At 59.9% G+C, this 16,903-nt stretch carries 13 protein-coding genes and 1 pseudogene; 10 read left to right on the forward strand and 4 right to left on the reverse strand.

Annotated features, from left to right (window positions below):
* Positions 1–128 precede the first annotated feature (128 nt).
* The 7 genes from PSH76_RS17355 (at position 129) to PSH76_RS17385 (ending at position 9,083) form a co-directional block, all read left to right on the forward strand.
* Positions 129–935 carry an alkaline phosphatase family protein gene (locus tag PSH76_RS17355; protein ID WP_305492668.1) on the forward strand — a complete coding sequence of 269 codons (807 nt, stop codon included), beginning with the start codon at positions 129–131 and terminating at the stop codon, positions 933–935.
* Positions 932–1,777 carry an ABC transporter permease subunit gene (locus PSH76_RS17360; RefSeq protein WP_003190145.1) on the forward strand — a complete coding sequence of 282 codons (846 nt, stop codon included), beginning with the start codon at positions 932–934 and terminating at the stop codon, positions 1,775–1,777. Before PSH76_RS17355 ends, PSH76_RS17360 begins: the two co-directional genes overlap by 4 nt.
* A complete protein-coding gene (locus PSH76_RS17365; RefSeq protein ID WP_032892564.1) occupies positions 1,764–2,564 on the forward strand; it encodes an ABC transporter permease in 801 nt (266 codons plus the stop codon). Before PSH76_RS17360 ends, PSH76_RS17365 begins: the two co-directional genes overlap by 14 nt.
* Positions 2,561–3,550 (forward strand): ABC transporter ATP-binding protein, encoded by a 990-nt coding sequence (locus PSH76_RS17370; RefSeq protein WP_305492669.1) that lies wholly within the window; start codon positions 2,561–2,563, stop codon positions 3,548–3,550. The genes PSH76_RS17365 and PSH76_RS17370 overlap by 4 nt, the downstream gene beginning before the upstream one ends.
* Before the next feature lie 33 nt (positions 3,551–3,583).
* A complete protein-coding gene (locus tag PSH76_RS17375; RefSeq protein ID WP_305492670.1) occupies positions 3,584–4,237 on the forward strand; it encodes an HAD family phosphatase in 654 nt (217 codons plus the stop codon).
* Positions 4,238–5,114: 877 nt separating this feature from the next.
* Entirely contained in the window at positions 5,115–7,196 is a 2,082-nt protein-coding gene (locus PSH76_RS17380) for a carboxy terminal-processing peptidase (protein WP_223816873.1), read from the forward strand.
* A gap of 117 nt (positions 7,197–7,313) precedes the next feature.
* Complete coding sequence (locus tag PSH76_RS17385) at positions 7,314–9,083, forward strand: bifunctional diguanylate cyclase/phosphodiesterase (protein WP_032892566.1); 1,770 nt, start codon at positions 7,314–7,316, stop codon at positions 9,081–9,083.
* Here PSH76_RS17385 and PSH76_RS17390 read toward each other — a convergent pair.
* The 3 genes from PSH76_RS17390 to PSH76_RS17400 form a co-directional block, all read right to left on the reverse strand.
* On the reverse strand, positions 9,080–9,451 hold the full coding sequence (locus PSH76_RS17390) for a hypothetical protein (RefSeq protein WP_003190138.1): 372 nt from the start codon (positions 9,449–9,451) through the stop codon (positions 9,080–9,082). The genes PSH76_RS17385 and PSH76_RS17390 overlap by 4 nt on opposite strands.
* Positions 9,448–9,786, reverse strand: coding sequence for a helix-turn-helix transcriptional regulator (locus tag PSH76_RS17395; RefSeq protein ID WP_032892567.1), 339 nt, complete (start codon positions 9,784–9,786; stop codon positions 9,448–9,450). The genes PSH76_RS17390 and PSH76_RS17395 overlap by 4 nt, the downstream gene beginning before the upstream one ends.
* 99 nt (positions 9,787–9,885) lie before the next feature.
* Entirely contained in the window at positions 9,886–10,341 is a 456-nt protein-coding gene (locus PSH76_RS17400; protein ID WP_020301075.1) for a YkvA family protein, read from the reverse strand.
* Between the two features lie 457 nt (positions 10,342–10,798).
* Here PSH76_RS17400 and PSH76_RS17405 point away from each other — a divergent pair.
* Positions 10,799–12,347: pseudogene (locus tag PSH76_RS17405) on the forward strand (IS3 family transposase).
* Between the two features lie 573 nt (positions 12,348–12,920).
* Here PSH76_RS17405 and PSH76_RS17410 read toward each other — a convergent pair.
* Complete coding sequence (locus tag PSH76_RS17410) at positions 12,921–13,661, reverse strand: FKBP-type peptidyl-prolyl cis-trans isomerase (protein WP_003190133.1); 741 nt, start codon at positions 13,659–13,661, stop codon at positions 12,921–12,923.
* Between the two features lie 247 nt (positions 13,662–13,908).
* Between PSH76_RS17410 and PSH76_RS17415 the strand changes: the two genes are divergently transcribed.
* Both PSH76_RS17415 and PSH76_RS17420 read left to right on the forward strand, forming a co-directional pair.
* The gene (locus PSH76_RS17415) at positions 13,909–15,717 is read left to right on the forward strand and encodes a di-heme-cytochrome C peroxidase (RefSeq protein ID WP_305492671.1); all 1,809 of its coding nucleotides are present in this window, start codon (positions 13,909–13,911) and stop codon (positions 15,715–15,717) included.
* 29 nt (positions 15,718–15,746) lie between these two features.
* A complete protein-coding gene (locus tag PSH76_RS17420; protein ID WP_044273086.1) occupies positions 15,747–16,880 on the forward strand; it encodes a catalase family protein in 1,134 nt (377 codons plus the stop codon).
* Positions 16,881–16,903 lie beyond the last annotated feature (23 nt).

The following is a 16,903-nucleotide window of genomic DNA, read 5'->3' on the forward strand; positions in this document are numbered from 1 at the left end:
GCTCGCGAATGCGGTGGGCCAGTGACTTATAGACTGAATGAGCTACCGCATTCGCGAGCAAGCCCGCTCCCACAGTTTTGCCCTGTTCCTCCAGTTAAATTGGTTCAACCCTCTGTTGCGGAGCCCCCATGAAGCACAATGTCATCCTTGTGGTGCTCGACGGCCTCAACTTCGAGGTCGCCCGGCACGCCATGGGGCACTTGCAGGCCTATGTCGGCGCAGGACGCGCAGCCCTTTACACACTGGAATGTGAACTGCCTGCCCTGTCCCGCCCGTTGTATGAATGCATCCTCACCGGCGTGCCGCCGATTCAAAGCGGTATCGTGCATAACAACGTCTCGCGCCCGTCCAACCAGCGCAGCATTTTCCATTACGCCACCGACGCAGGCTTGAGCACCGCGGCGGCGGCTTACCATTGGATCAGCGAGTTGTATAACCGCACGCCCTTTCTCGCCGCCCGCGATCGTCACACCGACGACCAGGCGCTGGCGATCCAGCACGGGCATTTCTACTGGAATGACCACTACCCCGATTCCCACCTGTTCGCCGATGCGGAAAGCCTGCGGCTCAAGCACGCGCCAAACTTTTTGCTGGTGCACCCGATGAACATCGACGATGCCGGCCACAAGCACGGCCTCGACACCGCGCAATACCGCAACAGCGCACGCTCGGCGGACATCATCCTGGCCGACTACCTGCAAGGCTGGCTCGATGCCGGCTACCAGGTACTGGTCACCGCCGACCACGGCATGAATAACGACCGCTCCCACAACGGCCTGCTGCGTGAAGAACGGGAAGTGCCATTGTTTGTGATCGGTGACGCCTTCAGCCTGGACACTGACGCTGCGCCGAGGCAGATCGACCTATGCGGTACCGTTTGCGAACTGCTGGGCGTGCCCCACGACAAACCTGTGTGCCGGGAGTTGCTCAAGTGAATGCATTGACCCGCGGCAAATGGCTGGCCCTGCTATGCCTGCTGCCCTTCGCACTGTTCTTTATCGTGTTCGAAATTGCGCCGCTGGTGTGGGTGTTGATCAGCAGCCTGCAAACCGAAGAGGCCGGCTGGAGCCTGGAAAACTTCACCCGCATCTTCACCTCTAAGTTCTACCGGCAGGCGATCCAGTTCAGCCTGGAGATCAGCTTTTACTCCAGCATCTTCGGCATCATCATCGCCACCCTGGGCAGCTACTCGCTGCGCCGGGTGGATTCGCCGCTGCGCAACTTCGTCACCGCATTCGCCAACATGACCAGCAACTTCGCCGGCGTACCCCTGGCCTTCGCGTTCATCATCCTGCTGGGGTTCAACGGCAGCATCACCCTCATGCTCAAGCAAGCCGGGATCATTGAGGACTTCAACCTGTACTCCAAAACCGGCTTGATCATCCTCTATACCTACTTCCAGATTCCCCTCGGCGTGCTGCTGCTCTACCCGGCCTTTGACGCATTGCGCGAAGACTGGCGCGAGTCGGCCGCCCTGCTCGGTGCGAATGGCTGGCAGTTCTGGCGGCATATCGGCCTGCCGGTGCTCACCCCGGCCCTGCTCGGTACCTTTGTGATCCTGCTGGCCAACGCCCTCGGCGCCTATGCCACGGTCTATGCGCTGACCACCGGCAACTTCAACGTACTGCCGATTCGCATTGCCGGCCTGGTGTCCGGCGATGTGTCGCTGGACCCGAACATGGCCAGCGCCCTGGCCGTGGTGCTGGTGGCGCTGATGACCGTGGTCACGGTGGTGCATCAACTGCTGCTCAAGAGGAGCTATCATGTCTCGCGCTGAAGCCGGTACGGCCTCCCTCTACCATCGGGTGGTGGTGTACCTGTTGTTCCTGATCCTGGTGCTGCCTTTGGTGGGCACCTTTGTCTACTCGATTTCCAGCAGTTGGTCGGCGACCATCCTGCCCGCCGGCTTCAGCGTGAAATGGTACGTACAGCTGTGGAGCGACCCGCGCTTTCTGATGGCCTTCGGGCAATCGTTGCTGGTGTGCGTGGGCGCACTGATCCTTTCGGTGGTGTTGATTTTGCCGCTGCTGTTCGTGGTGCATTACCACTTTCCCAAGCTCGACGCGCTGATGAACATCCTGATCCTGCTGCCCTTTGCGGTGCCGCCGGTGGTGTCCTCGGTAGGTCTGCTGCAACTCTACGGTTCCGGGCCGCTGGCGATGGTGGGTACGCCGTGGATTCTGATCGGCTGCTACTTCACCGTCGCGCTGCCGTTCATGTACCGCGCGATCACCAATAACCTGCAAGCCATCAATCTGCGCGACCTGATGGACGCCTCGCAACTGCTCGGCGCCAGCACCTGGCAGGCCGCGATCCTGGTGGTACTGCCCAACCTGCGCAAGGGCCTGATGGTGGCGCTGCTGCTGTCGTTCTCGTTCCTGTTCGGTGAGTTCGTGTTCGCCAACATCCTCGTCGGCACCCGCTACGAAACCCTGCAGGTGTACCTCAACAACATGCGCAACAGCAGCGGCCATTTCACCAGTGCCGTGGTGATCTCCTATTTCTTCTTTGTGCTGGTGCTCACCTGGGCCGCCACGCTCTTGAACAAGGACAAAAGCCAATGAGCTTCGTCAGCGTCCAACACCTGCAAAAAGCCTACACCGGCACCCCGGTGTTCAGCGATATCAATTGCGAGATCGCCAAGGGCGAGTTCGTCACCCTGCTCGGCCCGTCCGGTTGCGGCAAATCCACCCTGCTGCGCTGCATCGCCGGGCTTACCCCCGTGGACAGTGGCCAAATCCTGCTGGATGGCCAGGACATCGTGCCCCTGAGCCCGCAGAAACGCCAGATCGGCATGGTATTCCAGAGCTACGCGCTGTTCCCCAACATGACCGTGGAGCAGAACGTCGCCTTCGGCCTGCGCATGCAAAAGGTCAACGCCGACGACAGCCACAAGCGCGTGCAAGAAGTGCTGCAACTGGTGGAGCTCAAGGACCTGGCCGGCCGCTATCCGCACCAGATGTCCGGTGGCCAGTGCCAGCGCGTCGCCCTTGCCCGCTCCCTGGTGACCCGCCCGCGCCTGCTGCTGCTGGATGAGCCGCTGTCTGCGCTGGATGCACGGATTCGCAAGCACTTGCGCGAGCAGATCCGCCAGATCCAGCGCGAGCTGGGGCTGACCACGATCTTCGTGACCCACGACCAGGAAGAAGCGCTGACCATGTCCGACCGCATCTTCTTGATGAACCAGGGCAAGATCGTGCAGAGCGGCGATGCCGAAACCCTCTATACCGCGCCGGTGGATGCGTTCGCTGCCGGGTTTATCGGCAACTACAACCTGCTCGATGCCGACAAGGCCAGCCAACTGCTGCAACGGCCGATCAGCGGGCGCATCGCGATTCGCCCCGAGGCCATCGAGTTGAGCCGCAGCGGCGAGCTTGATGCGCTGGTGCGTAGCCACAGCCTGCTGGGTAACGTGATTCGCTACCGCATCGAAGCCCGCGGCGTCGAGCTGGTGGTGGACGTGCTCAATCGTTCGGCCGATGACCTGCACCCGGATGGCCAGCGCCTGGCACTTTCCATCGACCCCAGCGCACTGTGTGAAGTAGCCTGACAGGCAGCGACCTATTGAGAGAGAGCATCACCGATGGCATTGGTAATTTTTGATCTGGACGACACCCTCATCCACGGCGACTGCGCCACGCTGTGGAGCGAACAGATGGGCCGCCTCGGCTGGGTCGACCCTGAGTCATTCATGCGCCGGAACAACGAGCTGATGGACGCCTACAGCCAGGGCCAGCTGCGGATGGAAGATTTCATGGATTTCAGCCTGGAGCCGATGATCGGCCGTACCCCGGAAGAAATCGAGCACCTGGTGGAGCCATGGGTCGAGGACGTGATCGAGCCGCTGATCTACAGCGACGCCACCAAGACCATCGCCCGCCACCGCGCGAACGGCGACCGGATCCTGGTGATTTCCGCTTCGGGCACTCACCTGGTCACGCCGATTGCGGCGCGTATCGGCATTGAGGAAGTGCTGGGCATAAACCTGGACGTCAGCCACGGCGTGTACAGCGGTAAGACCGTAGGCGTGCTGACCTATCGTGAGGGCAAGATCACGCGCTTGCTGGAATGGCTGGAGCAGGAAGGTGAAAGTCTGGAAGGCGCGTATTTCTACTCGGATTCGCGCAATGACTTGCCGCTGCTGCTCAAGGTGGGTCACCCGCAGGTAGTGAACCCGGACCCGGTGTTGCGCGCCCATGCCGAACAGGCCGGCTGGCCGATCCACCACTGGACCTGACTCAATAGAGATCAACCTGTGAGAGCTGGCTTGCCTGCGATAGCCATAGGTATCTACACAACTTTGTGGGGTAGCAGCAGACGCTAACCACGATGCGAAGCGAGTCGCTCTTGATCTGCTTTTGATCTTAGGCGCCCCGTCAAACCACGCTGGCCGTAATTCGACAGGGATTTGGGGGGTAAACCGGCAGGGATGCCGGTTTAGCCGCCCCGCGCCATGGATGGCGCGTGGCGGCGGCCCCCCAAATCACTGGCGGATTACGGGCACACCGAGCCTAGGCGAGGTGCCGAGTGGTGGGGCAAGAGCGTTTTGCTTACTTTTGCGCTGTTCAAAAGTGAGCCGCCGTCAGGGCGGAACCCTAGGTGGCCGTTACCGCAGCAATGGATATGTACACCATCCAACTGTGTTGACTGCCAGGCCGCCATCGCAGGCAAGCCAGCTCCCACATTTGGATTGCGGTGCCTCAGGGAGATAGGCGCCAGCTATCCGGTCGTCACGGGAGTAAGCTCCCTCGCCACAGGTCCAGCGTCGTAATGTGTAGATACCTATGCTGCGATAGCGGTGCAACAGTGAAGAATTCTTCATCTGGTGCACCGCTATCGCAGGCAAGCCAGCTCCCACATTGACTGCATTTCAATCTAGGATTCGGTCAGGCTATTGGCAATATGGACTACACCGAACGTAGGACGGGGTTGTTCTGGCCCCCCACATCACCGTCAACGCCTTGCAATGCTTTCACAGTGCCTCCATAGTGAGTCTGGACTGAGCCCGGTGCTGTAGCGCCGGGCTTTTTGCATTATGCGACCGGACCATATGGAACCGGCTCCCTCAAAGACGGCCTAATATGCGTTATCAATTGCCCCCGCGTCGAATCAGCATGAAGCATCTGTTCCCCAGCACCGCCCTCGCTTTTTTCATTGGTCTCGGCTTCGCGTCGATGTCGACCAATACGTTCGCAGCCAATAGCTGGGACAACCTTCAGCCTGATCGCGATGAGGTGATTGCCAGCCTTAACGTCGTCGAGTTGCTCAAGCGCCATCACTACAGCAAGCCGCCGCTGGACGACGCTCGCTCAGTGATCATCTACGACAGCTACCTCAAGCTGCTGGACCCGTCGCGCAGCTACTTCCTGGCCAGCGATATCGCTGAGTTCGACAAGTGGAAGACGCAATTCGACGATTTCCTCAAGAGCGGCGACCTGCAGCCTGGCTTCACCATCTACAAGCGCTACCTGGACCGCGTCAAAGCGCGTCTGGACTTCGCTCTGGGTGAGCTGAACAAAGGCGTCGACAAGCTCGATTTCACCCAGAAAGAAACCCTGTTGGTGGATCGCAAGGACGCCCCTTGGCTGACCAGCACCGCAGCCCTGGACGACCTGTGGCGCAAACGCGTCAAGGACGAAGTGCTGCGCTTGAAGATCGCCGGCAAAGAGCCCAAGGCCATTCAAGAACTGTTGACCAAGCGCTACAAGAACCAGCTGGCGCGCCTGGACCAGACCCGTGCCGAAGACATCTTCCAGGCCTACATCAACACCTTTGCGATGTCCTACGACCCGCACACCAATTATCTGTCGCCAGATAACGCGGAAAATTTCGATATCAATATGAGTCTGTCCCTGGAAGGCATCGGTGCCGTCCTGCAAAGCGACAATGACCAGGTGAAAATCGTACGTCTGGTGCCGGCAGGCCCTGCTGACAAAACCAAGCAAGTGGCACCGGCCGACAAGATCATCGGCGTGGCCCAGGCCGACAAAGAGATGGTCGATGTGGTCGGCTGGCGCCTGGACGAAGTGGTCAAGCTGATCCGCGGCCCTAAAGGCAGCGTGGTGCGCCTGGAAGTGATTCCGCACACCAATGCACCGAACGACCAGACCAGCAAGATCGTGTCCATCACCCGTGAAGCGGTGAAGCTCGAAGACCAGGCCGTGCAGAAGAAAGTCCTCAACCTCAAGCAGGATGGCAAGGACTACAAGCTGGGCGTGATTGAAATCCCGGCCTTCTACCTGGACTTCAAGGCGTTCCGTGCCGGTGATCCGGACTACAAGTCCACCACCCGCGACGTGAAGAAAATCCTCACAGAACTGCAGAAAGAGAAAGTCGACGGCGTGGTCATCGACCTGCGCAACAACGGCGGCGGCTCCCTGCAGGAAGCCACCGAGCTGACCAGCCTGTTTATCGACAAGGGCCCAACCGTGTTGGTACGCAACGCTGACGGCCGTGTCGACGTGCTGGAAGACGAGAACCCGGGCGCCTTCTACAAAGGGCCGATGGCGCTGCTGGTCAACCGCCTCTCGGCTTCGGCCTCGGAGATTTTCGCCGGCGCCATGCAGGACTACCACCGTGCATTGATCATCGGCGGCCAGACCTTCGGCAAAGGCACCGTGCAGACCATCCAGCCGCTGAACCATGGCGAGCTCAAGCTGACACTGGCCAAGTTCTACCGGGTATCCGGGCAGAGCACCCAGCATCAGGGCGTGCTGCCGGATATCGATTTCCCGTCGATCATCGACACCAAGGAAATTGGCGAAAGCGCCCTGCCTGAAGCCATGCCGTGGGACACCATCCGCCCTGCGATCAAGCCGGCGTCGGATCCGTTCAAGCCGTTCCTGGCTCAGTTGAAGGCTGACCACGACACCCGCTCCGCCAAGGACGCCGAGTTCGTGTTTATCCGCGACAAGCTGGCCCTGGCCAAGAAGCTGATGGAAGAGAAGACCGTCAGCCTCAACGAAGCGGATCGCCGTGCACAGCACTCCAGCATCGAGAATCAGCAACTGGTGCTGGAAAACACCCGCCGCAAGGCCAAGGGTGAAGACCCGCTCAAAGAGCTGAAGAAAGAAGATGAAGACGCGCTGCCGACCGAGGCGGATAAAACCAAGCCGGAAGACGACGCCTACTTGGCCGAGACGGGCCGGATCCTGCTGGATTACTTGAAGATCACCAAGCAGGTGGCCAAGCAATAAATGATGGCGATTTAATGTGATCGCGCCTCGGAGTGTAATCATATAGACATCATTCTGTCGTGAAATAAAAGGACCGCAGGTTTACGCCTGCGGTCCTTTTTTTTGATCGAGACCGCCATGACCATGACCGAACAGCTGAATGCATTGGGCTCAATCCTGGCTCAAGGCAGTTTGCACAGCCTGTTCCAACCGATCATCTGCCTGTCAGAGCGGCGCATCCTCGGTTACGAAGCCCTCAGTCGCGGCCCGTCCAACAGCCCGCTGCACTCCCCCGTCGCCCTGTTCTCGGTGGCCAGCCATGCCGGACGCCTGAGCGAGCTGGACATGGCGTGTCGAGAGAGTGCATGCCGGCGCTTCAGCGAGCAGAAACTGCCCGGCAAGCTGTTCCTCAATATCTCGCCGGAATCGTTGATGGAGCACGCGCATCAGCCAGGGCGCACCCTGCAACTGTTGCGCGACTTCGGTATTTCTCCCAGCCACGTGGTGATCGAACTCACCGAGCAGGCGCCCACCGACGATTTCGCGCTGTTGCAAACTGCCTTGCACCACTACCGCGACATGGGCTTTGCCATCGCACTGGATGACTTGGGCGCCGGTTATTCCAGCTTGCGCTTGTGGTCGGAGCTGCGCCCGGACTACGTGAAGATCGACCGGCACTTTATCGACGGCATTCACCAGGACGCCCTCAAGCGCGAGTTTGTCGGCTCCATCCTGCAGATCGCCAAGGCGTCCCGCGCCCAGGTGATTGCCGAGGGTATCGAGTTGCCGGAAGAACTGGCGGTGTTGACCGAAATGGGCGTCGACCTGGTCCAGGGCTACCTGCTCTGCCGCCCTCAGGAACAGCCGCCGCAGGAAGCGCGCCTGATGCTGCCCAAACCGGATAACGCCATGCTGGCCCTCAATGACGAAGGCAGTGACCTGAGCGCCCTGCTTAATGAGCAGCCCGCCGTGGATCAAGACACCGCCACCGCCCAAGTGCTGGAATCGTTCCGCCGCCAGGCCAACCTCAACTCGCTGGCGGTATTGGACGGCTGCGGTCGCCCGGTCGGTATTGTGCACCGGCATTCGCTATCGGACGCGTTGCTCAAGCCATTCGCCACCGACTTGTTCGCGCGCAAACCCATCAGCCGCCTGATGAGCGATGACTTTCTGGCGGTGGAACTGAGCCAGTCCTTGCAGCAGGTCAGCCGCTTATTGACCAGCCGCGCACGGCAACGCATCGAAGAGGATTTCATCATCACCCTGAACGGTGATTATCTGGGGCTGGGCCGGGTTATCGACGTGCTCAAATTGATCACCGAACTGAAAATCCAGCAGGCCCGCTACGCCAACCCGCTGACCTTGCTGCCTGGCAACGTGCCGATCCAGCAATGCCTCACTAGGCTGTTGCAGCAACAGCGCGAGTCGGTGATCTGCTATGTGGATATCGACAGCTTCAAGCCGTTCAACGATATCTACGGCTACGGGCGCGGGGATGAAGTGCTGCTATGCCTGGCGCAGTGCCTGAACGATCGGGTAGACCCCAGCCGCGACTTTGTCGGGCACATTGGCGGCGATGACTTTCTGCTGGTGCTGGGCCCGCAGGATTGGCGCAAGCGCCTCAACCAGCTGCTGGACGACTTCCACACCCAATGCCGACGCTTCTACCGCGCCGAACACCTTGAGGCTGGCTGCTTCGTGGCCCTCAACCGCCAGGGCGCGCGCCAGGAATTTGCATTGCTGTCGCTGTCCATCGGCGTGGTGCACTTGTATCCACAGGCCTGTGCGCAACTCGATGCCAGCCAGTTGGCAGAGCTGGCTTCACAAGCCAAGCACCACGCCAAGGATGTTGCGGGCTACAGCATCCACGTGATCGACAGCATGGACAGCTGCACCCAGGCGCTCTAGGCCTCGGCGGACTCCGGGTACTCGTACTCGAACACCCGCACCACTTCAGATGCATGCCAAGACGCGGCGGCCACGCCATCGGAAGGCCCGCTGAACCGCCCCAGGCGCTCCACACATTCAAAAAAACCGGTGCGCGGCAGGCGGCTGGCGCCCTGGCTGATCACCAGGGAACTGCGCAGCGGTTGCTCCGCCTTGGCATCCAGCGCCGCCAGGTGCTCCAAAGCCGCAGCCAGGGTCTGCATGGCCGGCGTGGGGAATTGCAGGCGCTCCAGCAGCGCACGATATGTCAGCAAATGGCGCTGGCGACGTGCCTGGTCCAGTTCATTGATTAACCCATCCCAGTGTTGACGGCTGATACGTAGGCTCAAGACTCATCCCTCCAACCTGCAACGCCCAATTCCCAGGCCAGGCTGCGGCGAATGGCGGCATCCGGCTGGCGTTCACCACTTTCTATCAATCCAAGATACGAAGGGCTGATGCCCACGGTACGCGCCAGGGCCTCGATCGCCAGGCCCTTGGCCTCACGCAGGCCGCGCAGGGCTGCAAGCGGGCGCAGGTCCTGCTCGGTGGCGGTGGGTGCAGCAGAAGGAGAAGCGCGTGGCGGTTGCAACTGACCGGCGGCTTTTAGCAGCGCCTGGTACTGGTCCCATGGCAACACCGCATATTCGGGTTCGCCATCGCGTGAAATGATCTGGATATCCATGACTGCCCCGTAGGATAAAAACACTTACTAAGTAAGTTATTTCCTTCTTAAGAGTGTAATCCTAACAGCCACAAAGGTCGCAGGGGATAGCTGGCGGCATTAGTTTTTTTGCGGGTTTTCCCGGGCCAGTAGCTCAGGCGTCGCAGGCAGCCGCTCAACCACCGCGAGTTTTTCCGGACGTTGCCCATCGCGCCAGGCGCGAAAGGCGCTCAGCTCGCCGCTCAGGGTCTTCATGACCCACGCCAGCACGGCGATGTCGTCGAGCATGCCGAACATGGGGAGAAAATCCGGAATCGCATCAATCGGGCTAAGAAAATACATCAGCCCCGCCACCACCGAGATCAACGCCTTAGGGCTGATCGCACGGTATTCGCCGCGCCAGTAAGCCAGGCACAGGGCCTGCAGCAACTTGAGATCATCCTTGAGCTGGCCGAGCCGATTGCCTTGGCTTGAGCCTTTGGCAGCGACGGCAAACAGCAAGGTTGGCAAACGCCCACGACCGAGCAAGCGCGCGGCCATCGGCAGGAAACGGGTGAAATTGAACGGTGGTTTCATAGGGCACTCCAGTTCCAGGCGACATAAAAGGTTATCCACACAAATTGTGGATAACCTTGTGAACAGAGCCTGTTTTATCGGCTGAAAGCCACGGACTACAAGGCCTACAGTCAGATCGGGCGTTTTTTGCGCACATCAAAAAAACCCAAGAATTCATTGACTTGGCATGTATGTGCGGCTACCCGTGCTCGAGTCTTATATCAGACTGTGTCCGGTTGCGGACGTTCGTTTGGATTTGTAGAGGCTTTAACGTAGGGGCTGGCTTGCCTGCGATTGCCATAAGTCTCTACACAACCCTACAGGCTGTAGCAGCCAACGCAAACCACGATGCGAAGCGAGCCGCTCTTGATCTGCTCTTGATCTTGATCTTGATCTCAGGCGCCCCCCCCCGGTGTCAGGGTAGTTGTCGTGTCCCCCGCTTTTTGAAAAGCATTCCGGGGGCGGCAAGAGTATGGTCATGCCTTTCTATTCAGAAGAACGTAAAGCTGCGCTGCTGAAAATGATGCTTCCGCCCCTGAGCCTCTCGGCGGCGGAGGTCGCTCGGCGCGAAGGTTGTAGCGATATGTCTCTCCATTATTGGCGCAAACAAGCTGCCGCCAGAGGAACGCAATTGTCCGATGCCAAGCAACCGGCCGAAAATTGGTCAGCCGAATCCAAGCTGGCGATCATCATAGAAACAGGTTCGCTATCGGAACTGGAAATCGGTGAGTACTGCCGACGAAAAGGTATTTTTCCCGAGCAAATAACCGATTGGCGCAACGCTTTTATTGCCGGCAGCACGAAACAGTCAACCGCGAAAACTGCAAGCTCCGGACAGTCACGAGATGATAAAAATCGTATCCGTGAACTTGAACGTGAGTTGCGCCGCAAAGATGCAGCCCTGGCTGAAACAGCGGCTTTACTGGTACTACGAAAAAAGCTCAATGCCTACTGGGGGAGCGACGACGAGGCCACCTGACCTTGTTGCCAGAACGGTATTTACTCGTTGATTGGCTTAATGAAGCCATTCTGGCGGGCGCCCGCAGGGCGCCTGCTTGTCAGGAGGCATTTCACTGAGGACGCTGCAACGCTGGAGCTTGCCGCAAGAACTCTTGGCAGATGGACGCACGACGACGCTCAGGCCGATACCGAACAACGCGCTCAGTGAGCTTGAGCGACAAGGCATCGTGACGCTGTGCAACAGCAAAGCTTACGCGCACCTCCCGCCAAGCCAGATCGTGCCGCAATTGGCCGATGAAGGAAGATATGTAGCCTCGGAGGCGACTTTTTATCGTGTGCTGCATGCGGCAGGTCAGCAGCATCACCGATCCAGAGCCAAGCGACCGCATCGCCATGAGGCACCGACCACTTACGCAGCGACTTCAGCTAATCAGGTGTGGTCATGGGACATCACCTACCTGCCGTCCCCGGTTCGCGGGAAATTTTACTATCTCTATCTGATCGAAGACATCTACAGCCGAAAAGCCGTGGGCTGGGAAGTTTATGAAGCCGAGAGCGGGGAAAAGGCGGCAGCGTTGCTGCAACGAAGCGTGACTCAGGAGAAGTGTTGGCGCCAGCCGCTGGTGCTTCACTCGGACAATGGTGCACCAATGAAATCGGTGACGTTACTGACCAAGATGTATGACCTGGGCATCACGCCGTCTCGCGGTCGACCACGGGTTAGCAACGACAACCCGTACTCGGAATCACTGTTCAGGACACTGAAATACTGCCCGCAGTGGCCACAGGCAGGGTTTACCAGCCTGGATGATGCGCGTATCTGGGTGAGGAATTTTATGACCTGGTACAACACCGTGCACCGTCATAGCCGGATCCGCTTCGTAACACCGGCTCAACGTCATGAAGGAAAAGACCGAGAAATCTTGGCTCGTCGAGATGCGATATACCGGCAGGCCAGAGAGAAAAGACCGGAACGATGGTCAGGAGAGACACGCAACTGGAACCCTATCGGGACGGTGTATCTGAACCCCGAAAGGGAGCTGACCGTGGTAATAAAAATCGCGTAGCGCGACGGTGGACGCGACAACTACCTTGAAAAACGCCGGCCCCGTTAAACCACGCTGGCCGAACGCAGGCTTGAATCCGTGGGTAACCCGGCAGGACGCCGGGTTAGCCGTCCTGGGCCAAGGATGGCCCATGACGGCGGCCCACGGATTCAAGCCGGAGTGAGGGCACACCGAGCCTAAGCGAGGTGCCGAGTGGTGGGGCAAGAGCGTTTTGCTTACTTTTGCGCTTTTCAAAAGTGAGCCGCTGTCAGAGCGGAACCCTAGGTGGCCGTTACCGCAGGAATGGATATGTACTCGGTATAGCTGTGTCGCCTGTCAGGCCGCCTTCGCGAGCAAGCCCGCTCCCACAGTTGGATCGTTGGGGTGCCTGGGAGATAGGCGTCGGCTGGCAGGCCGCCATCGCAGGCAAGCCAGCTCCCACAGTTGGATCGTTGGGGTGTCTGGGAGATAGGCTTTGGCTGGCTAGCCGCCATCGCAGGCAAGCCAGCTCCCACAGGGAATTTTGCGTCGTTTGACCAACGCCGAAAACAACAACGCCCCGTCGAGACGGGGCGTTGTGTGTTCAGGCGCCGATTACTTTTTGGCGGCTGGTGCAGCAGGTGCGTCAGCCGCTTCTGCCTTGGCTGGGTCCTTGATGGCCAGCAGCTCCAGGTCAAATACCAGCACCGAGTTGGCCGGGATCGCCGGGCTCGGGCTCTGGGCGCCGTAGGCCAAGTCGGACGGGATGTACAGCTCGACCTTCTCGCCAACGTGCATCAGTTGCAGACCTTCGACCCAACCCGGGATCACGCCGCTGACCGGCAGATCGATCGGGCTACCGCGATCTACGGAGCTGTCAAAGGTAGTGCCGTTGGTGAGCTTGCCGGTGTAGTGAACAGTCACCACGTCGGTTGGCTTAGGCTGGGCGCCGTCGGCCTTCTTCACGATCTTGTACTGCAGGCCGGAAGCGGTGGTGACGACGCCGTCTTTCTTGGCGTTGTCTTCGAGGAATTTCTTGCCAGCGGCTGCCGACTCTTCGCTCATTTTGGTCATGCGTTCTTCAGCACGCTTTTGCAGTGCGGCAAACGCCTCAACCAGCTCATCGTCCTTGAGCTTCTGCTCTTTCTTGCCGACGGCATCTTCGATGCCCTGAGCAACAGCTTTGGAGTCCAGGTCGTCCATGCCTTCTTGGGCAAGGCTCTTGCCCATGTTCAGGCCGATGCCGTAGGAAGCTTTTTGCGCCGGGGTTTTCAGCTCTACGCTGGTCTGCGAATCACAACCCGCAAGTACCAGGCTAACCAGGGCCACCGCCGCCGCCAACCGATGCTGTTTCATGCTATTTCCTTGTTCATGCGCCATAAGGGCATTCGAATAAAGTCGCGAGCTTATCAGGCGGCCACGACCAATGGCTACCGGCATGTGAGCAGGAAACTTCTGATAAGTTCACGTGTTTAAAAGCATTTCCCTTTATCATGGGGCCCCGCGACGGATCGCGGGACCGCCTGATAGCGGGCCAATTGCTACTTGCCGCACCTGTGGCGCAGTGGCATAACAACGCGACAATTCGACAAGGATAGTTATCTTGCGCATTTTTTCCCGTGTTTTACTCCTGATACTGATCGCACTGGGCCTGATTCTGGCCGTGGTGCTCTACTACACCCTCAACCCCAAGCTGCCGGATTATGTGCCCGTAAAGCAGGTGCACTACCAGGAGCAATGGAGTGCAGACGACCGTCAGACCTACTACTTCACACCCCAGGGCACCCAAGTAAAAGGCCTGCACTACGACTGGTTCACCGCCCTGGAGCTGCCGTTCTCCGAGCAACGCTTTGCCGCACCCGAGTACCTGGCGCGCTTCGGCTTCCTGGTCGACCCCAAGCAGGTATCCACCGCGCAAAACCCTGGCAACCTGCCGGTAGGTTTCGCCCGGCACCAGAACGCCGATAGCAAGGCTCAGTACCTGGATATCACCTGTGCGGCCTGCCACACCGGCGAATTGCACTTCAAGGGCCAGGCCCTGCGCATCGACGGTGGCTCGGCGCAACACGTACTGCCCTCCAGCGTTCCCACGTTGCGCGGCGGCAGTTTCGGCCAGGCCCTGGTCGCCAGCCTGGCCGCTACCTATTACAACCCATGGAAGTTCGAGCGCTTTGCCCACAAGGTGCTGGGGGATCAGTACGATGCCCAGCGCGATCAACTGCGCAAAGACTTCAAGCAATCGCTGAACCAGTTCCTCAAAGTCGCCTGGAATGACACCCACCGCGGCCTTTACCCCACCGAAGAAGGCCCGGGCCGTACTGACGCCTTTGGGCGCATCGCCAACGCCAGTTTTGGAGACGCTATTTCCCCAGACAATTATCGCGTCGCCAATGCGCCGGTGGACTACCCGCAGCTGTGGGACATCTGGACCTTCGACTGGGTGCAGTGGAATGGCTCGGCCCAGCAGCCCATGGCGCGCAACATCGGCGAAGCCCTTGGCGTAGGCGCGACCCTGGCGTTCTTCGACGCAGCCGGGCAACCGCTCAAAGGCGATGCCCGCTACCCGTCCAGCGTACGGGTGCGCGACCTGCACCTGATCGAAGAAACCCTGCAACGGCTCAAGCCGCCGACCTGGCCGCAAGACTTGTTCGGTGCCATCGACAAACCCCTCGCCGCCCAGGGCCGCGCACTCTTTGCCGAGAACTGCGCCGGCTGCCACCTGCCCACCGTTACCCAAGAAAACGGCCGCCCGGTGCAGCAGTTGAAAATGCTGCCGGTGGACTACATTGGCACCGACCCCGGCACGGCCAACAACATTGCCGACCAACGCTATGACCTCAGTGCCCTGCAATGGGACCCGGCCGAACTGGCCCGGCTCAATGTCGAACTGCACCCCACCCCCACCGCGCCGCTGGACCTGAAAAAAATGTCGGTGGCCCAAGGCCTGGCCTATGTCACCGCCTTCGTCGAAGAACACGCCTACCGTGCGGCCGGCGTCACCCCGGCCGAGCGCCCAGGCCTGGACGGGTTCGGCCTGCCCATCGGCGTGCGCGAGTTGCGCGCCTACAAGGCGCGACCGCTGGCCGGCGTATGGGCCACCCCGCCGTTCCTGCACAACGGTTCGGTGCCGACAATCTACCAACTGCTCTCGCCCCAGGACGAACGCAGCACCACCTTCTATAAAGGCACCTTCAACTACGACCCGCGTCACCTGGGGTTTGAGACCAGCGCCTTCAAGAACGCCTTCTTGTTCGATACCAGAATCACCGGCAACCACAACAGCGGCCACGAATTCCGCGCCGGCGAACGTGGCAATGGCGTTATCGGCCGTGGCCTGCTGCCGCAGGAACGCTGGGCGCTGCTCGAATACCTCAAAGTGCTGGGCGGCCCGCTGGAGCAACAACTGCCATGATTATCCGATCGCAAAACAAGGACCGCTCCATGCTTGCTCGTCTCTGGCTGCGCCTTGGCGCCTTTGTGGGTAAAACCCTGTTGTGGCTGCTGGGCCTGGGCCTGCTGGGGTGGGTGTTGGCCATGGCCTGGTTCGCCTGGCAGCACAGGGGCCCGGTGTCGGTGAAAGAACAGATCCCGCCGGGTGAAGCGGCGATGACCCAAGGCATCATCCAGACCGCCGTGCGCATCGTTGACCAGCATCGCGAAGGTACCCGCTACCTGCGTGATGCCCATGCCAAGGCCCATGGCTGTGTGAAAGCCGAAGTCAGCGTCCTGGCGGATCTCGACCCGGCCTTGCGCCAGGGTGTATTCGCCGAGCCGGGCAAGACCTGGCAGGCGACGATGCGCCTGTCCAACGGCAACGCCTACCCGCAATTCGACAGCATCCGCGATGCCCGCGGCATGGCGATCAAACTGTTGGATGTGCCGGGCAAGCAACTGATGGCCGACCAGCAAGCGCGCACCGAGCAGGATTTCGTGATGTTCAGCCATCCGAACTTCTTTGTCAGCGATGTTGCGGAATACGCGCAGAACATCGGTGCGCAAGCGGACGGCAAGAAGGTCCTGGCGTTCTTTCCCAAGCTCGACCCGCGCAGCTGGCAAGTACGTCACCTGTTTATCGCCCTGGCAACCCTGGCGCCCGCACCGGCCAGCCCGACGCAGACGACCTACTTTTCAGTGTCGCCCTACAAGTTTGGCGCGGCCAACGCCAAGTTTCGCGTCGCGCCCGACCCGCAAAGCTGCCCGGATTATGTACTGCCCAAACAGAACCAGGACCTGCCCAACTTCCTGCGCAGCGCGCTCAACCAGCAACTGTCCACCGACCGTGTAGATGCGTGTTTTGTGCTGCAGATCCAGCGGCAAAACCCGCAGGCCTTCATGCCCATCGAAGACACCAGCATCGAATGGAAGGAAAGCGACGCACCGTATGAAACCGTGGCCAAGGTCAGGATTCCCGCCCAGGACTTCGACACGCCGGCGCAGAACCTGGCGTGCGATAACCAGTCGTTCAACCCCTGGTTCGGGCTGGAAGCCCACCGCCCTATCGGCGGCATCAATCGGCTGCGCAAAGCGGTGTACGAAGCCGTCAGCGACTACCGCCACAGCCGCAACGCACCGTAAGGTGCGTTAAATCGCAGGCGAAA

Source organism: Pseudomonas sp. FP215, from assembly GCF_030687795.1.
GTDB classification, from domain to species: Bacteria; Pseudomonadota; Gammaproteobacteria; order Pseudomonadales; family Pseudomonadaceae; genus Aquipseudomonas; species Aquipseudomonas salmasensis.

What these genes read in the sequence shown, in the direction of transcription:
- PSH76_RS17400 (WP_020301075.1), bottom strand. Translation starts at nt 10,341, where the DNA reads ATGAAACCACCGTTCAATTTCACCCGTTTCCTGCCGATGGCCGCGCGC.
- PSH76_RS17420 (WP_044273086.1), top strand. Translation starts at nt 15,747, where the DNA reads ATGCTTGCTCGTCTCTGGCTGCGCCTTGGCGCCTTTGTGGGTAAAACC.
- PSH76_RS17375 (WP_305492670.1), top strand. Translation starts at nt 3,584, where the DNA reads ATGGCATTGGTAATTTTTGATCTGGACGACACCCTCATCCACGGCGAC.
- PSH76_RS17410 (WP_003190133.1), bottom strand. Translation starts at nt 13,661, where the DNA reads ATGAAACAGCATCGGTTGGCGGCGGCGGTGGCCCTGGTTAGCCTGGTA.
- PSH76_RS17380 (WP_223816873.1), top strand. Translation starts at nt 5,115, where the DNA reads ATGAAGCATCTGTTCCCCAGCACCGCCCTCGCTTTTTTCATTGGTCTC.
- PSH76_RS17365 (WP_032892564.1), top strand. Translation starts at nt 1,764, where the DNA reads ATGTCTCGCGCTGAAGCCGGTACGGCCTCCCTCTACCATCGGGTGGTG.
- PSH76_RS17370 (WP_305492669.1), top strand. Translation starts at nt 2,561, where the DNA reads ATGAGCTTCGTCAGCGTCCAACACCTGCAAAAAGCCTACACCGGCACC.
- PSH76_RS17355 (WP_305492668.1), top strand. Translation starts at nt 129, where the DNA reads ATGAAGCACAATGTCATCCTTGTGGTGCTCGACGGCCTCAACTTCGAG.
- PSH76_RS17395 (WP_032892567.1), bottom strand. Translation starts at nt 9,786, where the DNA reads ATGGATATCCAGATCATTTCACGCGATGGCGAACCCGAATATGCGGTG.
- PSH76_RS17385 (WP_032892566.1), top strand. Translation starts at nt 7,314, where the DNA reads ATGACCATGACCGAACAGCTGAATGCATTGGGCTCAATCCTGGCTCAA.